This is a genomic window from uncultured Brachyspira sp. (assembly GCF_934747485.1).
GTDB lineage: Bacteria > Spirochaetota > Brachyspiria > Brachyspirales > Brachyspiraceae > Brachyspira.
In genome coordinates, this window is record NZ_CAKVGN010000049.1 from 1 (window position 1) to 22814 (window position 22814).

Here is a 22814-nt window from a genome sequence, read left to right on the forward strand (position 1 = left end):
TAGCTATTTATATTATAAGGAATACCTACTTTATTTTAACTAAAAAACGTGCAATATCTATGGCTCCTAAACATAAAAAACTTAAAAATAAAATTGACAAACTTAAAAATTTTTAGTATATACTTATTATAACTATTAAAAATTTTAGGAACAACAATGAAAGCTTTAGTTTATATTGGAGATAAAAAAATAGAATTAAAAGAAATAGAAAATCCAAAGATTATAGATAGTAAGGACGCTATAGTAAAAGTGCAATTATCAAGCATATGCACAAGCGACTTTCATATAATAAATGGGCAAGTACCGAGGGTAAACAAAAACATAGTTCTTGGACATGAATTTGTGGGCGAAGTAGTAGAAGTTGGAAGCGATGTGAGAAAGTTAAAGAAAGGAGACAGAGTGTCTGCCAACTGCATAACTTTTTGCGGTGAATGTTACTACTGCAAAAAGGGCTTTATAAACAACTGCGAAAAAGGAGGCTGGGAAATAGGCTGCCGCATTAATGGCTGTCAGGCTGAATATGTGAGAGTGCCTTTTGCTGATATGTCATTAAATATACTTCCTAAAAATGTTACATACAAAAATGCATTATTTGTAGGTGATATTTTAGCAAGCGGATATTTTGGTGCTGAGCTTTGCGAGATAAAAGACAATGACACTGTTTCTGTAATAGGGGCAGGACCTGTTGGGCTTTGTGCTATGATGAGTGCGAGGGTTTTCGGTGCAAAAAAGATTATAGCCATAGACATAAACGAAGATAGACTAAATATAGCAAAAGAAAACAAATTAGCAGATTTTTTTATTAATCCTAACAAAGTCAATAATATAGAAGAGTATATAAAAGATATAAATGCTGGAAAACTTTCTGACGGCACAATAGAGGCAGCAGGCGGAGAAAACACATTCGATTTGGCTTGGAAAATTGCAAGAGCCAACTCTGTTGTGGCGTTAGTTGCAATGTATGAAAAGCCTCAGATACTTCCTTTAAATATAATGTATGGAAAAAACTTAATATTTAAAACAGGCGGTGTTGATGCTGTTCACAGTGATGAAATCTTAAAACTAATATCTCAAGGCAAATTAAATACAGATTTTCTCATCACTCATACTATAAAATTAGATGATATATTAAGAGGCTACGAAATATTTGATAAAAAAGAGGATAATTGCATAAAAATTGCCGTTGAAAATATATAAAAAATATTAAATATAATTATAAAAATCATTTTTCATACATAGTTTTTTTATATTTGAAGCATTGTCTAGTCCTAGTTCTTTTATATCTATGTTGAAATATAGAGAAAATACTAAATCATCTATATAATCTTTAATTATATTTTGTTCTTCTTTATCTATGCAGTCTGAGAATTTTAAATCATTTAATGATATTTCATTATTGTTATTAAATTTTTCTTCAATTACAGACTTTACTAAATGATATTTTCTTTTTATTTTTTGTTTTATTATATATCCATTATTGTCTGTCAAAATTAATTCATTTTTATTAACAGCAACATTGTTAAATTTTTGCTTCTGAGTATTAAAATCAACAAAGTCTTTTAACATATATTTTTCTATGTGTAAAATACCAATTGAATATTTTATTATTTCTTTTTTTATCTTTAAATTTTGATTTGTAATAATAGGTATCTTTATAAAATCTTTTATGCTACTCAGTGATAATAGTAAATCTTTTTCATTGTTAGAAAATAATAATTCTTTTAATAAAAAGAAATTAATTTTTGAATTTAATAAAGAGAATAAATATAATATTTCTTCTCTATTATTGCTTCCAATACCACAGAATTGATTTCTAGCCCATATGACTTTTTTATCCGTATAAAAAAACTTTTTTGCATTGGCATAAGACCAAATAACTTTATATGGAGAATCTAAAAAATAATACTCCTGATTACCCTGTCTCAATCCTATGAAATTTTTATTTTTTGGATTTTTTCTCTCATCAGGCCAATATCCTGATGCATCCCTTATACTATATAAATTATTATTGATTTTAGGATATATATAAAAATCTTTTTCTATTAACATCTGTTTTTCATCTATAGAATAACCTCCATCATAAAAAAACTGACTTTTAAAATTTTGATTTGCAAGTTTATGATCATAATATATATCAGAACTCAAATTTTTATTATATTCATAAATAAATTTAATAAACATATCATCTTTCTTTATGAAATTCCAATTATTAATATTATCTATTAAAATAGATTGTTCTAAATATTTATTTTTTATCTTATTAGAGTAATTTACATGGCTTATTTTTACTTTATTTTTTTTATTTGAAAGTTCTTTTTTTTCTACAAATAAAATTAATGATGAAGTTGCTACATCTTTATTTTGTTTTAACCCTCTATTGGTAAAAACATTATTATCAAATATTTTTATGCTTTTTATTTTTGTATTATGAGATAAATGATATCTCAAAACATCTAAATCACCTGCTGTTAATATTGTCTGAGGTATTATATAACATAATTTTCCATTATCTTTTAAAAGTGCTAACCCTAAAGCAATAAAAAAAGCATACAAATTAGGATTAGGTCTATATCTTTTAGGATGATTAGGAATAGAATGCAAATTTACCCCATATACATTTCCCAATGTTATTGAATCATCATTTTTGTCTTTAATAAGTTTAGTGAACTCTATTTCTTGACGGCAGCATTCATTATAACCTATATAAGGAGGATTGCCTATAACAAAATCAAATCTTTTTCTAGGCTCTCCATTTCCTTTTAATGATAAAAGCATATCCTCTAAATCTTTTTCATCTCTCATAAATGAAGGATAATCTAATGCTGTTTTTTGTATATGACTAAATAAATCTAATTCTTCATCAGAAAGAGAATTAATACCTGTTTCTAAAAATTCGCTTATGCTGTCTTTAGTTTTAAAAATTTTTAGTTTATTATCAATAGGGTTCTCATAATTATCATTAACTATTAAAGGAAGCATTCTCATAAGTATATTCATTTCAGCAAGGTAAAGCGGAAACTCCTCTATGTCTAAGCCAAATATATTTTTATCAATAAGTTCTTCTATTTTTTTAGAAGTATAAAGACTTCCATCATCGAAAGCATTTATTATTTTATCTACCGCACTATAGAGAAAAGTACCAGCTCCGCAGCTTACATCTATTAAAGATATTTCATCATCTGAAGCTTCTTTTAAATAATCTTCAGTATATCCAATTTCTTTTAACATAAAATTTACAACTGCAGGGTCTGTAAAATATTGCCCTTTATTTTTATCTTGATATAAATCTTTTAAATAATTTTCATAAATAAATCCAAATATTTCATTTTTTATTCCAGAAAAATTATATCTATTAATAAATACTATAATATCAAGCCAAGGAGATATATCATCAATATCAATTTCTCCTTTCAAGTTATCAATTAATTTTTTATTTATACTTTTTTGTTCTTCTGCAAAGGGTTTATAAATGTTGCTTGAAATATATTCAGATATGTTTTTTATCTCGCTGATTATGATAGAATAAAAATCTTTATCTAATAATGCTTTTTGAATTTTATTTAGAATTTTATTATATTCGTCATTGAATTTTTTATAACCATTATCAACTAACACTTTATACAATATAAATTGGATAAAATAAGCATAAGAAGTTTCTACTGCTTGTTTTTCTGCAGATGAATTATCAATTAAATTATTAAAACCTCCTATAGCTTTCATCTTTCCTTTAAAATTAGTTATTAACTGAGTAATATCATCAAAAAATATATATCTATTTTCTTGTTTATTTAAATTTAACTGCTCTATTTTTTCTTCTTCATTTGTTTTTAATAAATCTATATAATAATTTTCTTCTTTTATATATGAATTCCAATAACTTAAAAAATCTTTAGGAGATGAAATCATATCATTTAAATAAAATGATTTATATTTATTAGAACGGTAAAATCTCCATTCATTTCCATCAGTTAATATTGAAAATTTTTTATTCCAATCTTTTTGATATTGAAATACTTGCTCTATTCCATTTTCTATATTTTCAAATCTTTCTACTTCTACAGGTATAACTATATTAATTCCATCTATGAAAATTACATAATCAGGTCTTCTTCCTTCTTTAGAAGTTTCTATTGTAAACTCATATTTGCGGTTTTGATTTGGTGTAGATTCTAATCCTTTTTTTAAATTAAATAATTCATTTTCTTGCAATACTTCCTTTACAAAATCTTGAAGTCCGCCTAATTCTTTATTTTTAAAAATATCTTTTTCTTTAAGCCATATATTTTTTAAATTTTCTAAACTCATAAAATCCTCATAATATTAACTATTATAAAAAATATATAATATTATAATTTAATTACATATATAATCAATAATAAAAATGAATATAACTCTAAATAATTAGAGCTATCTAACATTTCCTGATTGTAATAATATTAAAATAGGTGTATAATATATCAATTAAAATTTAATTAAGTATTGAAGAGGATATTATATAATGGCTACTGGAGAAAAGACATATAGTTCGAAAAATATTCAGGTATTAGAAGGATTAGACCCTGTTAGAAAACGCCCGGGTATGTATATAGGTTCTACTGGTTCTCAAGGTTTGCATCATTTAGTATATGAGGTAGTTGACAATAGTATAGACGAGGCTATGGCTGGATTCTGTAAAAATATAACAGTTACAATAAAAAAAGATAATATAATAGAAGTAGAAGATGATGGAAGGGGAATACCGGTTGATATGCATCCGAAACTCAAAATATCTGCTTTAGAAGTTGTTATGACTAAACTTCATGCCGGCGGTAAATTTGACAATGAAACTTATAAAGTATCAGGCGGTTTGCATGGTGTTGGTGTATCTGTAGTTAATGCTTTAAGTACAGAGCTTATTGCTGAAGTAAGCAAAGACGGTAAACTTTACAAACAAGTATATCATAGAGGTATACCAGAAGAACCTGTTAAAGAGGTAGGCAAATCAAATAAAACAGGAACAAAAGTAACATTTACTCCAGACCCTGAAATATTTGAAACAACTGTTTATGATTATAAAATACTTGCTAATAGGTTAAGAGAATTGGCTTTTCTAAACAGGGGAATAAGAATAACTCTTATAGATAAAAGAGAGTCAAAACCTGTAAGTAATGAGTTTTATTATGAGGGCGGTATAGAAATGTTTATTACTCACCTCAATGAAAACAAAAAAACATTACATGATAAACCAATATATTTGCATAAGGCAGAAGATAAAACCGATGTGGAAGTGGCTATGCAATATGTTGATGCCTATAACGAAAATATATTCACATACTGTAACAACATAAACACTACAGAAGGCGGTACACATTTAGTAGGGTTTAGAACAGCTCTAACAAGAGTTTATACAGATTTTGCTAAAAAGCTTGAGTTAGACAAAAAAAATAAAATAACATTTATGGGAGAAGATACAAGAGAAGGTTTAGTTGCTGTAGTATCTGTAAAAATACCTAATCCTCAATTTGAAGGTCAAACGAAAACTAAATTGGGTAATACAGAAGTTCGTGCTGTAACAGAAAAACTTGTAGTTGAAGGATTAAATGATTATTTCTCACAAAACCCAAAAGTAATAAAAGCAATACTTGAAAAAATAATATCAGCAGCAAATGCCAGAGAAGCTGCAAGAAGGGCAAGAGATTTGGCAAGAAGGAAAAATGCTTTAGAGAGCGATTCTTTGCCAGGTAAATTGGCTGATTGTTCTGAGCAGGAAGTAGATAAATGTGAAGTATATCTTGTAGAGGGAGACTCTGCAGGCGGTACTGCTAAAGGCGGAAGAGACAGACATTTCCAAGCTATATTGCCATTAAGAGGTAAAGTGTTGAATGTTGAAAAAGCAAGACTCGACAAAATAATAGATACAGACAGCTTAAAACCAATAATAGCGGCATTAGGATGCGGAGTTGGTGCTTCTTTTGATATATCTAAAATAAGATATGGAAGAATTATCATAATGGCTGATGCTGATATTGACGGTTCACATATAAGAACTTTACTTTTAACTTTCTTCTTTAGATATATGCGTCCTTTAATAGATTTGGGGCATATATTTATAGCTGTTCCTCCTCTATACAAAATTAGTTTTGATAAGAAAAATTTTGTTTATGCTTACACTGATGAACAGAGAGATAAAATATTAGAAGAAAATAAAGACAGAAAATATGACATACAAAGATATAAAGGTTTGGGTGAAATGAATGCTGACCAGTTATGGGAAACTACTATGAACCCAGAAACAAGACTTATGTATCAGGTATTAACAGAAGATGCTGAAAAGGCAGATCAATTATTCTCTATGCTTATGGGCGATGAAGTTAAGCCAAGAAGAGAGTTTATTGAGGCTAATGCAAAATACGTTAAAAATTTGGATATATGATTTTTACTATATAGCTAAACAACTATATTTTGTAATTTCTTATTTTATTAAATTTTTATAAGTGTTGTGCACCTAAAAGAATTTTCTTCTGTCATAGTGTGTACTTTGTAGAAGTTTTATTTTTATGACAGGTTTAGCAAAGTATAAATATTTTATCTTTATATATTTAGAAAATTTATATAATATTATTTTTTTAGTTAAAAATGCAGTTTTTTCTAAAGCATATTCAAAATAAATAGATTATTTTATATAAATAGTTGTAGGGAAGTGGTAATATTATTAATCTATACAAATAAAAATATAAATTTTTTAGAGTATAAAACTGTTTGACTTTTATAACATTTGCTTTATAATATTTCATATTAATAATTGATTTTACATGTTAAAGATATATATTTTATTTAAGGAGGTAAAATTATGGATAATATATATGATTTAATTATAGTAGGAGGCGGTCCGGGCGGAATTGCTGCTGCTGTTGAGGCTGCTATACTTCAAATGAAAAAAGTGCTTCTTATAGAGAAAGGTGATAATCACTCTACTACTATTAGAAAATTTTATAAAGATGATAAAAGAGTAGACAAAGATTATAAAGGAGAAGCTTTAGATTTAAAGGGAAATATTAAATTTGAAACAGCAACTAAAGGCGATGTATTAGATTTATTTAGCGAATGTTTATTTGGAAACTATATTGAAGCTATGTTTAATACTGAAGTTGAATCTATTAAAAAAAATAATGAATATTTAGAAGTTACTACTGTTGATAATAAAAGTTATACTGCTAAATATGTTGTAGCTTCCATTGGTAAGATGGGAAGACCTAATAGACCTGATTATAATATACCGCCTAGTTTGAATAATGTTGTAAACTTTAATATTTACAAATGCAAAGAAAATGAAAAAATATTAGTAGTTGGTGGCGGAAACTCTGCTGTTGAGTATGCTTATCTTTTGGGTAAGGATAATGATGTTACAATCAATTATAGAAAGGCTGAATTTACAAGACCTAATGAAAAGAACTTAGAAACTATTAAAGAAGATATAGCGAGCGGTAAGGTAAAACCAAGGTTGGGGGTTGATATAACATCTATAGAAGACAGCAGCGGAAAAGTGTTGGTTCATTATGCTGATGGTGTTAATGATACTTATGACAGAGTAATATATGCTTTAGGAGGAGTTGCTCCGATAGATTTCTTAAAGAGATGTGATATAGAATTAGATGAAAGCGGCGTACCTATAGTTAATGATAAACATGAAAGCTCTGTTAAAAATTTATTTATAGCTGGGGATATATTATATAAATCCGGCGGTTCTATTGCTAAGGCTTTGAATGCGGGATTTGATATAGTTAAGCATATAGATGAGTTAATGAAAAAATAATTTTATTATAAGGAGTATAAATTAAGATGTTAAAAGTACTTGCAATTTGTGCTAATGGTTCTGGAACTAGTTTAATGATGGTAGGAAAAATAAAAAGTGTTTTGGAAAGTTTTGATATAAAAGATGCAGAGATAGAACATTCTGATTTGCAAAACAATAAGATAGATGAATATAATTTAATATTTTGCCCTTTTGCTTTCTTAGAAAAGGTAAAAGAATGTGTAAAAGATGATACTAAAATTATAGGCATCAAAAATATATTATCTGAAGAAGAGTTTAAAAAGCAAATTATAGATTCATGCAATTTGGAAGAATTAAAGAAGATATAATAATTTTTTTATAAGTTTTAAAAGGCGAAAGGTTAATTAAAAAAATAATCTTTCGCTTTTTTATATATATTTAATACTATCCTTTTTTATAAAATATGCTATCATTAGGAAACTATATTGCGGAGAGTCTTATGCAGAAAAATAAAAAAATATTCTTTTACTTATCTTTAATTATATTATTATTATCTTTTTCTTTAACTATTTTTAATAGAGTATATTCATTTAAAAGAGCTGGAGCTCCATATGATGACTTTTTGTCGCATTTTTATGATATGAAGCAATATTATGAAAATAAAACTATTCCTGTAACGGGTGCTAGGTTTGTTATGGAACCTTTGGATAAAAATAATAATCCTCGTGTACCTGGCGGTTTTTTCTACATACATTATTTGCTTACTTATAAACTTGCTAATGAAAATATAACTGCAATGAGAATAATTAATTTAATCACCATGCTATTGCCTGTTATAATATTTCTATTTTGGGTTTATAAAAGATTTGGAATATCAATATTAGCTATTATGTCTGTTTTTATGCTATTTAATATATATTATGTTTACACAAATACCATATTTGGAAATCCTAATGTTACTTTATCATTATCATTTTTACTAATACCAATTATAGCTGAATATATAGCTAATACTAAATATTCAAACGCTGCTGCTATGATGTTTTTTCCGGTGCTTGCTTTAATGGGACAGGCACATTTTGCCGTATATTATGGAATTGTGCCTACGGTGATATTGTATTTGATAGTGAGATATAAAATTACTCTTAAATATATTAAATATATACTTTTGGGGGTTTTTATTTCTTTTTTAACTTATTTGCCTTATTTAATCAGCGAAATTCAAAATGGTTTTCAAAATACAAATAAAATGTTTATGCTTTCATCTGCAGCAGAAAGGAATGCTTTTCCTTTTCCGCAGGTGCATTTCTTATTTATGTTTCCTACTAATGAATTTTCTGTAATGTATTATGCTAAGCATTTTGATAGGATTATGTCTTTTTATTTGAATGATAATCCATATTATGTATTTTTATTGATTGTATTAGTGCTTTCTATTATAGTTGTATTTGCTGCTTTTATATATTCTATTATATATTTTATAAAAAATAAAAAGTGGAAAATTAATAATAATACTAATAATACAGAGATGGTTATTAATGAGTTATTTATATTATTTTTATTATATTTCCCTGCTACTATTTTTACTACAATATTTGGAGGAGGGGTGGCAGGACAGACTAGGTATCAATTTGGCGGATTTGGTTTGTCTTTTGTGCCTATAATATATTTTCTTTATTATTTAATGGTTAAAAACAATTATAAAGTATTAAATTGTATGGCTGTATTTTCTATATTAAGTGCTATTGCTATGAATTTTAATATAGTTGTTTATTATCAGAAGTTTCATGAGCCTTATAGGTGGACTGATTATATTGAGAGTGTATATGCTATAACAGAAGATGCTAATGGAATGAATTTTAAAATAGATAATGCTTCTTCATATTTTAATGATATGGGTAAGGCTTATAGTAAATATGATAGTTGGAAGAATGTTTCTACTAACGAGAGTATAACTTATTATTTGGATGTGCCTGAATTTGAAAAAAAATATCCTCCTATATTTGATAGGAATGCATTGCTTTCAAAGAAATATTCTAAAGAAGAAATTGAAAATATGAATTTAAAAGTTATATCGAGCAATAGTACTTGTATAGTTTATAGAAAGTAGGTTTTATTGATTGCATAATTAGGCAGTAAGATAATTATATTTGAATATTAAAAAAAATTTTAATTGGGGATTTGCCCACTGCGAAGCGTATCCGTAGGATATAAGGTTCTTTTATACCAATACCGAGTAGGTGCCTATCGGCAAAGGAACTGGGGTTTGGGGCAAAGCCCCAATTATAAATTTAAAATACTAAAAAAATAAACAGTATAACTATTTATTAATTTAGTTTTGAAACAAGTCTATTATAAAAAAATAAAAGGGCGGCTATGAGTAATGGCTGTCCTTTTTATTTTTCTTATTATTGAATATTTAGGTAAAATTTTATATACTATATAAAAAGTATTGTGAAAATGAGGTGTTTATGGCGAATTATAATTCAGCTAAACAGAAAGCTTATGATGTTATTTTGCATTTGGTGGATAATTTTCAAAATGGTATAAAAAGTAAAAATGAAACGGAGACTAGAAGGTATTATATTGATAAGTTTTTTGAGGCTTTGGGGTGGGATGTTGGTAATGAAAAAGGTAAAAGGGAAGTTATACATGAGGATATAGTGAAGGTGAAAGGGAAGACTAAATTTCCTGATTATGGTTTTTATTTTAAGGGGAAGAGAGTATTTTTTGTGGAGGCGAAAGATACTAAAGTTGATATAAAAAATGACAGTAGGCCTGCATTTCAATTGAGGTCTTATGCTTGGAGTGCAAAACTTGGTGTGAGTATTTTGACGGATTTTGAGGAGTTTGCCGTTTATGACTGCACTGTGCGTCCGAAAGAAAATGATAGGACTGATGCGGGTAGAATAAAGTATTTTACTTATGAAGATTATTTGAAAGAAGATGTTTTTGATTATATATATGATTTGTTTGAGAGGGAGAATGTTGCTAATGGTTCTTTAGATGTTTATTCTGAGAACTTATGCAATAGAAAGGGGAGCGAGACAGTTGATGTGCATTTTCTTAGCACTTTAGATGAGCTTAGGACGAAATTGGCTGTTGTGATAAGTAAGCTTAATAGGGAGATGAGCGAGAAAGATATAAATTATGCGGTGCAGCAGATTATTGACAGGATTATATTTTTGAGGGTGGCTGAGGATAGGAATGTTGAGAATTATGGGCTTCTTGCTTTGGCTAATCCTAAAAATAAAAATGAAGATGATTTTAAAAATTACGGTTTTAATGGGGAGAATAGTTATTATGAGAATTTGAATTATATTTTTGATAGGGCTAATGAGAAATATAATTCGGGGTTATTTGATGAAGATGCGATAGTAAGAAATTTAAATATAGATGATAAAACAATAAAAGATATTATAGATGAGCTTTATACGCCTAAGAATCCTTATCAGTTTTCAGTGATACCAGTTGAGATAATAGGTAATGCTTATGAGCAGTTTTTGGGCAAGACTATTAGTATAGATAAGAATCACAAGGCGGTTATAGAATTAAAGCCTGAGGTACGCAAGGCGGGAGGAGTTTATTATACGCCTGAGTATATAGTAGATTACATAGTAGCGAATACGGTAGGGGAGGCTATAAAGGGTAAGACACCCGATGAGATAGTAAATATAAAGATATTGGACCCAGCTTGCGGCAGCGGAAGTTTTTTACTTGGGGCGTATAAATATTTGCTAAATTATCATAAGGAATATTTTTTGAAGAATAAGACAAAGAAATATATGGGTTCAAGATATGAGATAATAGACGAGAGCGGTAATTTAGCATTATGGGTACGTAAGCAGATACTAATTAATAACATATTTGGTGTAGACATAGACAGCAATGCGGTAGAGGTAGCGAAATTATCACTTTTATTAAAAAGTTTTGAAGATTCTTTCAATGTTAATGAATACGGGCAAGGTTCTTTACTTAATGAGAAAATCCTTCCAAGTTTGGATAACAATATCAAGTGCGGTAACAGCTTGATAGGTAATGATTTTTACGAGAGCCATTTAGATTTGGACGATGCCACTTTATATAAAATAAACTGCTTTGATTGGGAGGAAGAGTTTAAAAGCATTTTTAAAGGCGGCGGCTTCGATGTGGTGATAGGCAACCCGCCGTATGTAAAAATTCAGACAATGGCAGAATCGAGTCCAATAATTGTAGATGAATTAAAGAAAAAATATAAAAGTGCAAGCAGCGGTAATATAGATATTTATTTATGTTTTGTTGAAAAAGCTCTTAAATTATTAAAGGCTACAGGTGAAATGGGATATATTTTGCCAAATAAATTTTTTGAAGGAGATATGGGCGAAAATTTAAGAAATATTATAGCTACTAAAAAGGCTTTGAAAAAAGTTGTATATTTTGGAGCAAATCAAGTTTTTAATAATGCTACTACATATACTTGTTTATTATTTTTAAGCGGAAGCGAAAGAGAAAATTTTGAGTTTTTAAGAATTTATAATAAAGCTGACTTAGTAGAGGTTTTAAATAATGCTAAATTTATTAAGCTACCTATTTCATTAACAAATGAAGAAAAATGGAATTTCCATAGTGAAAATATACTCAATATATTAAATAAATTAAAATCTATGCCTATAAAATTAGAAGATTTGACTAGAAAAATTTTTATTGGAACTCAAACAAGTGCAGATGATATTTATATTTTATATGAGGGAGAAGAAAATAACGGAATTGTTAAAACTTATTCTAAATCATTAGACAGAGAAATCGAAATAGAGCGAGAAATTCTAAAACCATTTTTATTGGGTAAAGATGTAAAAAGATATTCTTCACCTATACCAAATAAATGGATTATTTTTCCATATAAAATTGAGGATAATTCAGCAGTTCTTTATTCAGAATGTGATATAAAAAATAAATTTCCGAAAGCTTGGGAGTATTTAAAAGAAAATAAAAAAATATTAGAAAATAGAGAACATGGTAAATTTAAAAATACATGGTGGCAATATGGAAGAACACAAAATTTAAATGAATTTGAGAATAATAAACTATCTTTCCCTGATGTTGGATTGAGAGCACAAGGTATTTACGATAACTCTAATTTATATCATTCTAATACTATGTATAGCTTATTATTCAAAGATAAAGATATAAATTTATTATTTATTTTATCTATTTTAAATAGTAAATTGTTTAGTTATTTTATGAGAATGGTAGGTACAGAAATTAGAGGTGGATATATAAGATTTAATCCAAGATTTGTTAATAATTTTTCAATACCAAATGTAGATAAAGATACAGAAAATAAATTATCTAGTCTAGTTGAAAATATTATATCTCTAAATAAAAAATTATCCATTGAGAAAAATCCTAATTCTATTACTATGCTCAACAGGCAAATAAATGCTGTTGACAAGCAGATTGATTCTTTAGTGTATAAATTGTACAATTTGACTGATGATGAGATTAGAGTTATTGAGGGATAATTTTATTAAAATATATATTTATAGCATATAAAAAAATACTGTATTTTTTTATAAAAAATACTTGTCTATTTTTGATAATTTCTTATATTATTAATATATAAAATTAAAAAATGGAGTTTTACATGGCAAGAACAACAAAAACTGTTGGTAGAAAAGCTTCTCGACTATTAAAAAGTAAAAAGACTAGTCGTGCTGTTAAATCGGTTGCTGCTTCTGCTTTAAGACAGAGAAGAAAATAAATAGTATAGGAGTAAAAAAAATTATGTATACTGGATATACTAAAGTAAAAAATAAAAAAGGTACGGGAGACGATAATCCTCCAAAAGGTTATAATAGTTGGAAAGAATATTGGGAAGACGCAAAAAATAGAAAATTTGATAAATGTTCTAATGTAAAATGTGAAAAACCTGCTGAAGATGGTTCGCATGTTTTTACTTATATGACAGTATCAAATTCTATATCTAAAAGTGAAATTGTTGAATTATCTCAATATATAGTTCCTCTTTGTAAGACTTGTAATAACCCCAATAATGAGAACGATATAGAGGTTTCAACATATGATTTATTAAAAATATAACTTAAATGATTAGTCAAGCTCAGCTTCTGGGCTTGGCTATTTTTTTATAAATGTATTTAATTGTATTGCAAATATGTCATCGTCTATATTTATACTTTTGTGATTTATTATTTTTTTTCGTATACATAAATATGAAGCTTGCAATATTTCTAATATTCCAATTATAATGCCTATATTTATTATAGTTATTTCAATATTATTTATAATACAAATTCCAAAAGCTATTAATACCTCCCAAAATACTAATACTATATGCATACATTCATATAAAGATTGATTAGAAAAAACTCCATTACCATTATTATTTTTATTTATAAAAAATCCATTTATATTAATATTTAATTTATTTTCTAAATATAAAATATGATATAAGTAATTAATTATTATACTTTCTTTTTTATGCAATCCAAATATTTGTATTATTGTTATTATATAATTCAATGCCATTATAAATAATAATCCTGTAACTATATAATTATTTTCTTGTTTATTAAAATATAATACTATAGAAGCAATATCTAAATTTTCAATGTCAATTATTTTTATTACTATATTTAATATAAATGTTATTGTAGCTACTTGAAATCCCCAAAAAAATAGAAGCAACTTATAATATTCATCAATTTGATTTTTCTTTTCTTGTAAAATTCTATTTAAAGAGTTTTCAATAATAGAGTTGTCTAGTTTTTGTTTATTAAATATTAATTCATCATAAGTATTTTTTATTTTTTTCTTATTAAAAATATATTTAATAATATTGAAAATATATTCAATAATATAATTTATTGTAAATCTTAATATCAAAAGTATTAATAATATAATCATATTAATCCCGTAGTATGAATGTATATTTACACTATGTTTATATATTACATTTATATTTTTGTAAAGTAGTATTTATTTTTATGGGAGGGTTAGTTTTTTAGTCTATTTTTTGCCTAATATGCGATAATGAACCGCACACTGTTACATATTCTACAATATTAAACTATGCCGTGAGGAAAGCCCGTATGGCGAATACTGAGGAAAGCCCCCGACCGGAGGAAGTGCGTTAGCTAGGCGAGTAGAAAAAATTCATATTTCTTGGCTCATTATTTTAAAAAATTTGTTTAACTATATAGGGTGTACCCTTCGGGTATTTCCTCGCTACGCTCAGTCAGGCAGCGGGAACACAAAATTTTAAAATTTTTTCTTATCCCCTCATTTTTTTGGTTCGGCGGCGTTGGGGTGAGGGTTGGCGTTGGGGTTAGGTGGGCGTTATGGTCTATTCGTGGGTACAACTTAGCAGTGAACCGCACACTAGTACATACTATACGCTATAAACTTATGACGTGCGGAAAGCCCCCGACCGAAGGGATGCCTTTAGGGCGACCGGAGGAAGTGCCTGTGGTGCGACCGGAGGAAGTGCATGTGGTATGACCAGAGGAAGGGCATTAGCTATGCAGCAAAAGAAGTTTCATTTTTCAGTATTATAATTTTTTATTGAAGTTTTTTATTAATTGTATATAATTCTCTAACTTGAAATAAAGGTTTAAATTTATGAATAGAAAAATAACAATAGAAAATGTAGAGATTCCTTCGAGATTTTTTTTAGCACCAATGGCTGGTTATACAGATTATGTATTTAGAAGACTTTCAAGAAGATTTGGGGCTGGTTTACTTGTTACAGAGTTAGTGAGTGCTGCCGCTTTGGCAAGAATGATTAAAAAGACTTATAGATATATGGAGCATAAGGAAGATGAATACCCTATATCTTTGCAAATATTTGGCAATAAAGAAGATGATTTTAAAAAGGCTATAGAGCTTACAGATTTGTCAGGTTTTTCGTTTATAGATATTAATATGGGCTGCCCTACAAAAAAGGTTGTACGAAATAATGGCGGGGCTGGACTTTTATCGGATACTGACAAAATGATTTCTATACTCAATACTGTTAAAAGTGTTTCTCCTTTGCCTGTTAGTGTAAAGATAAGATTAGGCTTTCAGAGAGGGGAGGGCGGTGAGATAGAGAGAGCTTTAGCATTAAAAGAGAATGGGGCAGTATTTCTCACACTTCATGGGAGGTATGCAAGCGATTTATATAGAGGAGTTGCAGATTGGGAGGCTATTGCTAAGGTAAAAGAAGCTTTGGGAAAAGATTATATATTGATTGGAAATGGAGATATAAAAACAAAAGAAGATGCTAAAAGAGCTTTTGAGATATCTAAGGTTGATGGTATTATGGTTGGAAGAGCTGCTATTGGTAATCCTTGGGTGTTTAGAGAATTAAATACTATATTTGAAGATAACTCTCAGTATAATGATGATGATAGTAGAAATTTAAAATCTGTTTTAATAGAGCATATAAACGGCTGCTGTGAACTTTATGGTGAAGTGAGCGGCATACATTTTATGCGTAAATTTATCATGAAATATCTTACTGGTTTTAGAATGGATAAAAAAATAGAGTTTATGAAATGTGAAAATAAAAAAGATTTATTTATATTAATAGATGAAGTTTTAAAGGATTGATTTCCTTCTAAAAAATATTAAAGTTATAAACATTATTATAGGAAATATTACTGCAAAAAATATACCGGCTTTTAACCCTACTTGTGTAATATTATTATCTAAAAGAATATTATTAAATATATTTATTATTTTTTTGTTATTAGAAACGAACCCTACAATACCGGGTCCAACAGCACATCCAATATCTCCAGCCAAAGCAAGCAAAGCGAACATTGCAGTACCGCCTTTACTATATGTTTTTGATGCTAAACTAAACACAGAAGGCCACATTATAGCAACAGAAAGACCAACTAAAGCACAGCCTATTAATGATATTAAAGCATAAGGACTAAATACTATTATAATATAACCAGTAAAGCAGAATATAGAAGAAACAATAAGTGCCTTTTTTATGTCTATTTGTTCAGATTTAAGTCCATAAATAAGCCTAACTATTCCCATACAAAAAGCAAACATGCTAGCACCGAATATATCTCCAAAACTTTTATTAACGTTAAGACCAAGCTCGGCAAATAATGATACCCACTGTGCAATAGTTTGTTCAGAAGCCCCGGCACATATCATAAGCAAAACAAAAACTAACACTATTTTTACAGATAATAATTTTCTTATAGATACTGTGTTATCAGCGTTTTTATTTTCTTCATGAGTAACCAATACATTTATAGGAACATTAGCAAATAAAAATATGTTTACTAAAGGAACTATTGCCCAGATAATAGATAAATATTTCCAATTATCTATACCAAATATGTTAAAGTATATAGTAGAAAATATTACAACAGCCATAGAACCCCAACAATAAAAAGAATGAAGTATGTTCATGGCTTTAGTTTTTTGTTTTTCTGGGAGTGCTTCTACTATCGGACTTACTAAAACTTCTATTAAACCTCCGCTTATAGCATTAATAAAGAAACATATTAATATAGCAATATATGGATTAATAAAAAAAGGAAGTATGCCAAGCATTATTAAACCCAATGCAGAAAACACATGAGCCAAAACTATTGGTATTCTATAGCCTATTTTGTCTATAAATTTAATAGCTAAAAAATCAATAAGCATCTGAATAGCAAAATTAAAAGAAGATAATAAACCTATTTGTGTAAATGATATATTAAAATCTTTTTGAAACACTATAAAAATGAGAGGAGGAAATATATTAACTATTGCTTGATTAATGCAACCTATATAGCTAGCATATTGCGTATGGGTATAATTAAATTTCATTTTATTTAGCCTATTATAAGATTAGTTTATTATATTAAAAAATTAAAGGTTTGTAAAGAATGTAATTATATTTTCATAGTATATTTTAAATATAAAAATTCTTAATAAGCTTGTAGAAACATATATAAATAATTATAAAAAAATAATAATAATAAAATATTAATTAATACTATATGAAAAAAGCATGCCAAAATAATAGCATGCTTTTTTGTATAATATATTTAGGCTTGAGTGATTTTTTGTTTAAACCATTCTTTTCCTTCTACTATCCTTGAAACCAACATACCAGCAACATTATCCCCAACAGAATTAACCATAGTAGCAGGAGGGTCCACCAATATACCAATAGTAGCTATTAACGGGAAAGCCTCAGGTGGGAAACCATATATAGAAACTATAAGCATTTCACTGATAAGTCCGCCTCCCGGTATAGCACCATTAGCCATACCAGCAAGTACAACAAATATTATAGAACCAATCCAAACATCAATACCAGTAAAGTTCATTCCAAATACACCATAAAGAAAAGCTATTTTTAATATTCCGCTTAAACAAGTACCGTCCATGTGAGCAGTAGCACCTATAGGTAAAACTATATTTCTAACGTCTTCATTAACTCCTATTTTTTTAGAAGCTTCCAAGTTTATAGGAAGTGTAGCAATAGAGCTTTGTGTTGAGAGTGAAGTTATCATAGGAGTAATTAAATATTTCATTGATTTTACGCCATATTTTCCGGCAGCAATATAACCATAAATAGGGAAGAAAATAAAGAAATATAAAAAAGCTGCAGGATAATAAACAGCACAGGCTCTCGCATAAGTACCTATTAATTCCGGTCCAAACTTACCAACCAAATTAGCAAAATAAGCACCTAAACCAATAGGAGCATAATACATTATAATGCTTACTAACTTCATTAAAGCAAGTGTGGCCGCTTCAATAACAGGTATTAAAGGCTTCGCTTTCTCTCCTACCAATTTTATAGAAAAACCAAAGAATAAAGAAAATACTATAAGAGGAAGCATATTGCTTATGGAAAGTAAATCTTTAAAATCTGTAACAGTTACCATTTTTACTAATTGTTCTGATACTTTAGGAGGGTTAGGCTCTTCTACTTGAGTGATAGGCATAGTAAAGCCTTCAGCTGGGTTAAATACTCTAACAGTGATTATCATTATAGTGGCAGCAATAAGACCTGTAATGATAAATACTATAAACATAGAAGCTACTATTTTACCTAATCTCTTCATATTATCCATTTGAATAATAGAATTTGTAATAGATAAAAATATAAGAGGAACAACTACAGTAAATAGTATATTAATAAATATATCCCCAAACGGCTTTAAAACAGTAGCCTTCTCTTTGAGAATTATTCCCAATATACTTCCTACAATTACTCCAGAAACCAATAGTATTGGAAACCTATAATTTTTCCAAAAAGAACTTTTCATAAAAATCTCCTTTTTTTAAAATTATTTATAGTTTTTAGTTTTTAATTGTGAAGTTACTTTATTGACAAACTGTTCTATATATTTGAAATCTGTTGCAATATTAACTCTTATAAAGCCTTTACAATTATCAGAGAACCATTCTCCAAAGTCTATAGCTATTTTACAATCATCTTGTATAAACTCTTTTACTCTCTCTGGATTAACAACCTTTCTTAAATCTATAAAAGGCAAATAAGTTCCTTCTAAAGGGCTTGTTATTATCTCAGGTACTTTTGCTTTTAATTCATCTCTTATATATTCGTAATTACGTTTTAATGTTTTTAAAAGTCCGTCAAGCCAATCTGAACCATATCTATATGCAGCTTCTGTAGCAACCATTCCTAATAAACTTAGCTCTGTTCTATTGATAGTGTTTACATATTTATTATATCTTTCTCTCATCTTTTCATCTGGTATTATAATATGAGAGTTTAGAAGACATGCTAAGTTAAATGTTTTTGAAGCTGAAGATAATACTATTAATCTATCTAAGTATTTTTCTTTATTTTTTATAGAAAGTGCAGAAATAAATGGTCTTACCCCTAAATTCATATCTTGGTGAATCTCATCAGAAATAATGTATACGTTATGCTTTTTACATATATCAAAAGCTTTATCTATCTCTTCATCTGTCCAAACTCTTCCAGCAGGGTTATGAGGGTTACAGAATATCATCAATTTTACATTATTTTTTACTATATCATTCTCTAATTTTTCAAAATCAATTGAAAATACTCCATTATCATTTTTTAATTCACATTTTATTAAATTCCTTTCATTGTCTTTAACAGCATTATGAAAAGGATAATAAACAGGAGTAAGGATTACAACACTATCACCCTTATTAGTAAAAGCATTCACTAACCAATATAATGCAGTTACTAAGCCTGTTGAAAAATTTATCCATTCTTCTTTTAAATCTATATTGTATCTGCTTTTCTGCCAATTAAAAAAAGCTTCAAAATAGCTGTCCCATAAAACAGTATATCCAAAAACACCATGAGACACTCTTTTATTTAAAGCTTCTATAACTTCATCTGGAGCTCTAAATTCCATATCAGCAACCCACATAGGGATTAAACCATCTACCTTAAATCTTCTATCTTTTTTTGTTTCCCATTTCTGAGAATTCGTATTTTCTCTGTTCACTAAATATTTACTATTAAATTCTTCTATAGTCATAAAAAATCCTTAAAAACTAATTATTATATATAATAAAGTATATTCAATTATTTTATTATATCAAGAATGAAAATGTGTATATTTATTATAGAAATATAATAATTATTAGTTAATAAAAAAATGCTTAATAATATATTATTAAGCATTTAAACATTTAATTATTGAAAAATTAATATTTTATAAAATAATTAATTATCTTTTATCCAATTTTTACCTTTAAAAATTCTAGCTAACAGCATACCAGCTCCCACATCATTTGTAGCATTTATTGTAGTAGCCGGAGCATCTGTGATTGTGCCAATCAAAACCATAATTGGTATAGACTCCGGAGGAAAATTAAAAGCAGATATTATAAAAATCTCTCCAACATATCCTCCTGCAGGTATAGCCCCCATTACAGATGATGCCAAAACTGATACCAATATAGCTGTTATTATATTTTGCGGCTCTAATATATTTATATTAAACATGCTGCACATAAAAGTAATTTTTAATATGGTTATTAATGTAGCCCCAGATTTATGCAAGTTACAGCCCATAGGTATAGTTAAGTCGTTAATATCATCTGGTATTCCAATGTTTTTTCCAGCTATTAAATTAGTTGGTATTGTGGCGGCAGAAGAGCATGTACCTAAAGAAACTAAAGAAGGAGGTATTATGTATTTCCAAAATAGTTTTACTCCTTTTATTCCGGCAGCAAGATAAGCAAAAATTGTATTAGATGCAAAATAAAATACTATAGCTGCTATAAAATATATGATTAAAGCTCGGGATAATGGTCCGGAAAGTCCTGCCCCATTTTGTCCTACTAAAGTTGCAAAAAAAGCTCCAAGTCCAATAGGTGCTATATACATTACATATGAAACTACTTTTGATATTATTGAAGTTAAAGAACCAAAAAATTTTACTACAGGTTTTCCTACTTCTCCTACTTTTACCGTAGCTATTCCTATAAGCATTGCAAATACTATTAAAGCCATCAAGTTTTGTCTAGACCATAAAAGCGGAAAATCATTAACTGTAAACATTGCTAATATATTTGAATTGCTAGTCATGTTATTTATAGTTTCATTCATAGCAATATTAGCTCCCTCTGCAGGATTGAATATTATAGTTATTATTAGCATACATATAGCTGCTATAGTTTCAGCTAATAAAAATATTAATATCATTATCCCTAATACTTTTCCAAGCTTATTTGTATTTTCCATGTTAGATATAGAATACACAAGCGAAACAAATATCATAGGTACAACACAACAGTAAAGCAAATTCAAAAATATATCAGCAATAGGTTGAAGTACAGAAGCCTTCTCTCCAAAAATCGCCCCAATAATAGAGCCTACTAACATTCCTAAAATTAAAATAAATGAAAACTTATAATTTCTTAAAATATTCATACAAACTCCTAATATCTATTAAATATTTATTAATATTTTCAAAATACATAAACTTATAAATTAAAAAAGCCCATCTATTATATATAGAGGGCTTTTTTATTTATGCTATAAAAATATATTGTTATTACTGAGCAGTATCAGTTGTTTGATTATTTTGCTGATTATTATTAGCAGCAGGTTTAATATTTTTAATAGCATCTATAGCAGCTTGTCTGATAGCCAAGAAATACTGATCATCTTGAGAAAGGTCTATTAAATCACCTAAAGCTATAGGACTTCCTATTTTACCTAAAGCAACAGCTACTTCATAAACTATACCTTGAGTTCTTCCTAATCTTAATTGGAAAAGTAAAGCAGGAACAGCTTTTTCACTTCCTATTTCACCTAAAGCCTGTACAGCAGCGATAATATTGAAAGTTTCTTGTTCAGCGAAAAGCATTTGAGATATGTAATCTACACTAGTTTCAGATTTAGCAATTTTTGCAGCTTGTAATGCTTGATATCTTACAGTAGAATCAGCATTAGAACCAGTAGTACCGCCTAAACCATAGCCAACATATCTATTAATTGTTCTTATAGCTAAATCACTATTAACACCTTTTTTACTTAAAGCTTCAAAACATAATGCTTTAACTGATGGCGAACCAGTTTCTATAGCATTAATTAAAAGCTCTTCATCTTGATTAACTAAAGCATCTACGAAGTTTTGATCTAATTGTTCTCTTGGTTTTTCACCTGTTGTGTTATTAGCATTTTGAGTAGTAGTAGTATCTGTTGTTGTTTCTTGTGCAAACATAGTTGTTACAGAAAATACAAGAACTAATGTTGAAATGAATATTTTTTTGAGCATTATAACCCCCCCCTTTATATTTGCTTTAATCATATATTTATTGTAAAATAATTGCAAGTGATTTATTTTAATGTATTGTTTAGGAGCCATACATATTGCACGTTTTTTAGTTTAAAAAAAGCAGGTATTCCTTATAATTTAATTAACTAAAATAAAACAAAAGGAATACCTATGAAAGAATATACTTCAAATCAAAGAAAAAAGATAGTTCTAAAAATTAATAAAGTTAAGAATAAAGAGATATTAGCTTTAAAATATAAGATTAGTATTAGAACATATTATTATTGGAAAAGCCAATTAGAAACTTATTCTATTAT

At 27.9% G+C, this 22814-nt stretch carries 15 protein-coding genes; 8 read left to right on the forward strand and 7 right to left on the reverse strand.

Annotated elements, in window-relative coordinates; all coding sequences use genetic code 11:
• The first annotated feature begins 156 nt into the window (after positions 1 to 156).
• The gene (locus Q0H31_RS09240; RefSeq protein ID WP_295297523.1) at positions 157 to 1197 is read left to right on the forward strand and encodes an alcohol dehydrogenase; all 1041 of its coding nucleotides are present in this window, start codon (positions 157 to 159) and stop codon (positions 1195 to 1197) included.
• Between the two features lie 6 nt (positions 1198 to 1203).
• On the opposite strand, the gene Q0H31_RS09245 is transcribed toward Q0H31_RS09240, so the two are convergent.
• Entirely contained in the window at positions 1204 to 4305 is a 3102-nt protein-coding gene (locus tag Q0H31_RS09245; RefSeq protein ID WP_295297525.1) for an Eco57I restriction-modification methylase domain-containing protein, read from the reverse strand.
• A 193-nt stretch (positions 4306 to 4498) separates the two neighbouring features.
• Here Q0H31_RS09245 and gyrB point away from each other — a divergent pair, with 193 nt between their 5' ends.
• From gyrB to Q0H31_RS09275, 6 genes are all read left to right on the forward strand, one after another.
• Complete coding sequence (gyrB, locus tag Q0H31_RS09250; RefSeq protein ID WP_295297527.1) at positions 4499 to 6412, forward strand: DNA topoisomerase (ATP-hydrolyzing) subunit B; 1914 nt, start codon at positions 4499 to 4501, stop codon at positions 6410 to 6412.
• 417 nt (positions 6413 to 6829) lie between these two features.
• Positions 6830 to 7792 carry an NAD(P)-binding domain-containing protein gene (locus tag Q0H31_RS09255; protein WP_295297530.1) on the forward strand — a complete coding sequence of 321 codons (963 nt, stop codon included), beginning with the start codon at positions 6830 to 6832 and terminating at the stop codon, positions 7790 to 7792.
• Positions 7793 to 7818: 26 nt separating this feature from the next.
• The gene (locus tag Q0H31_RS09260; protein ID WP_295297531.1) at positions 7819 to 8121 is read left to right on the forward strand and encodes a PTS ascorbate transporter subunit IIB; all 303 of its coding nucleotides are present in this window, start codon (positions 7819 to 7821) and stop codon (positions 8119 to 8121) included.
• Between the two features lie 131 nt (positions 8122 to 8252).
• Positions 8253 to 9863 carry a hypothetical protein gene (locus Q0H31_RS09265; protein ID WP_295297533.1) on the forward strand — a complete coding sequence of 537 codons (1611 nt, stop codon included), beginning with the start codon at positions 8253 to 8255 and terminating at the stop codon, positions 9861 to 9863.
• Between the two features lie 361 nt (positions 9864 to 10224).
• Positions 10225 to 13254 (forward strand): N-6 DNA methylase, encoded by a 3030-nt coding sequence (locus tag Q0H31_RS09270; protein WP_295297535.1) that lies wholly within the window; start codon positions 10225 to 10227, stop codon positions 13252 to 13254.
• 262 nt (positions 13255 to 13516) lie between these two features.
• On the forward strand, positions 13517 to 13831 hold the full coding sequence (locus tag Q0H31_RS09275; protein WP_295297537.1) for a hypothetical protein: 315 nt from the start codon (positions 13517 to 13519) through the stop codon (positions 13829 to 13831).
• Between the two features lie 36 nt (positions 13832 to 13867).
• Here the strand turns inward: Q0H31_RS09275 and Q0H31_RS09280 are convergent, their stop codons facing one another.
• Positions 13868 to 14656: a hypothetical protein gene (locus tag Q0H31_RS09280; RefSeq protein WP_295297539.1), complete on the reverse strand. Its 789-nt coding sequence runs from the start codon at positions 14654 to 14656 to the stop codon at positions 13868 to 13870.
• Between the two features lie 714 nt (positions 14657 to 15370).
• Here Q0H31_RS09280 and Q0H31_RS09285 point away from each other — a divergent pair.
• Positions 15371 to 16342: a tRNA-dihydrouridine synthase family protein gene (locus tag Q0H31_RS09285; protein WP_295297541.1), complete on the forward strand. Its 972-nt coding sequence runs from the start codon at positions 15371 to 15373 to the stop codon at positions 16340 to 16342.
• On the opposite strand, the gene Q0H31_RS09290 is transcribed toward Q0H31_RS09285, so the two are convergent.
• From Q0H31_RS09290 to Q0H31_RS09310, 5 genes are all read right to left on the reverse strand, one after another.
• Positions 16331 to 17572 carry a sugar MFS transporter gene (locus Q0H31_RS09290; protein WP_295297542.1) on the reverse strand — a complete coding sequence of 414 codons (1242 nt, stop codon included), beginning with the start codon at positions 17570 to 17572 and terminating at the stop codon, positions 16331 to 16333. The genes Q0H31_RS09285 and Q0H31_RS09290 overlap by 12 nt on opposite strands.
• Positions 17573 to 17793: 221 nt before the next feature.
• A complete protein-coding gene (locus Q0H31_RS09295; RefSeq protein ID WP_295297543.1) occupies positions 17794 to 19026 on the reverse strand; it encodes a dicarboxylate/amino acid:cation symporter in 1233 nt (410 codons plus the stop codon).
• Between the two features lie 21 nt (positions 19027 to 19047).
• Positions 19048 to 20247 carry a MalY/PatB family protein gene (locus Q0H31_RS09300; RefSeq protein ID WP_295297544.1) on the reverse strand — a complete coding sequence of 400 codons (1200 nt, stop codon included), beginning with the start codon at positions 20245 to 20247 and terminating at the stop codon, positions 19048 to 19050.
• A 188-nt stretch (positions 20248 to 20435) separates the two neighbouring features.
• Positions 20436 to 21647, reverse strand: a complete 1212-nt coding sequence (locus tag Q0H31_RS09305) for a dicarboxylate/amino acid:cation symporter (protein WP_295297546.1) — start codon at positions 21645 to 21647, stop codon at positions 20436 to 20438.
• A gap of 124 nt (positions 21648 to 21771) precedes the next feature.
• Positions 21772 to 22497, reverse strand: coding sequence for a HEAT repeat domain-containing protein (locus tag Q0H31_RS09310; RefSeq protein ID WP_295297548.1), 726 nt, complete (start codon positions 22495 to 22497; stop codon positions 21772 to 21774).
• Between the last annotated feature and the right edge of the window lie 317 nt (positions 22498 to 22814).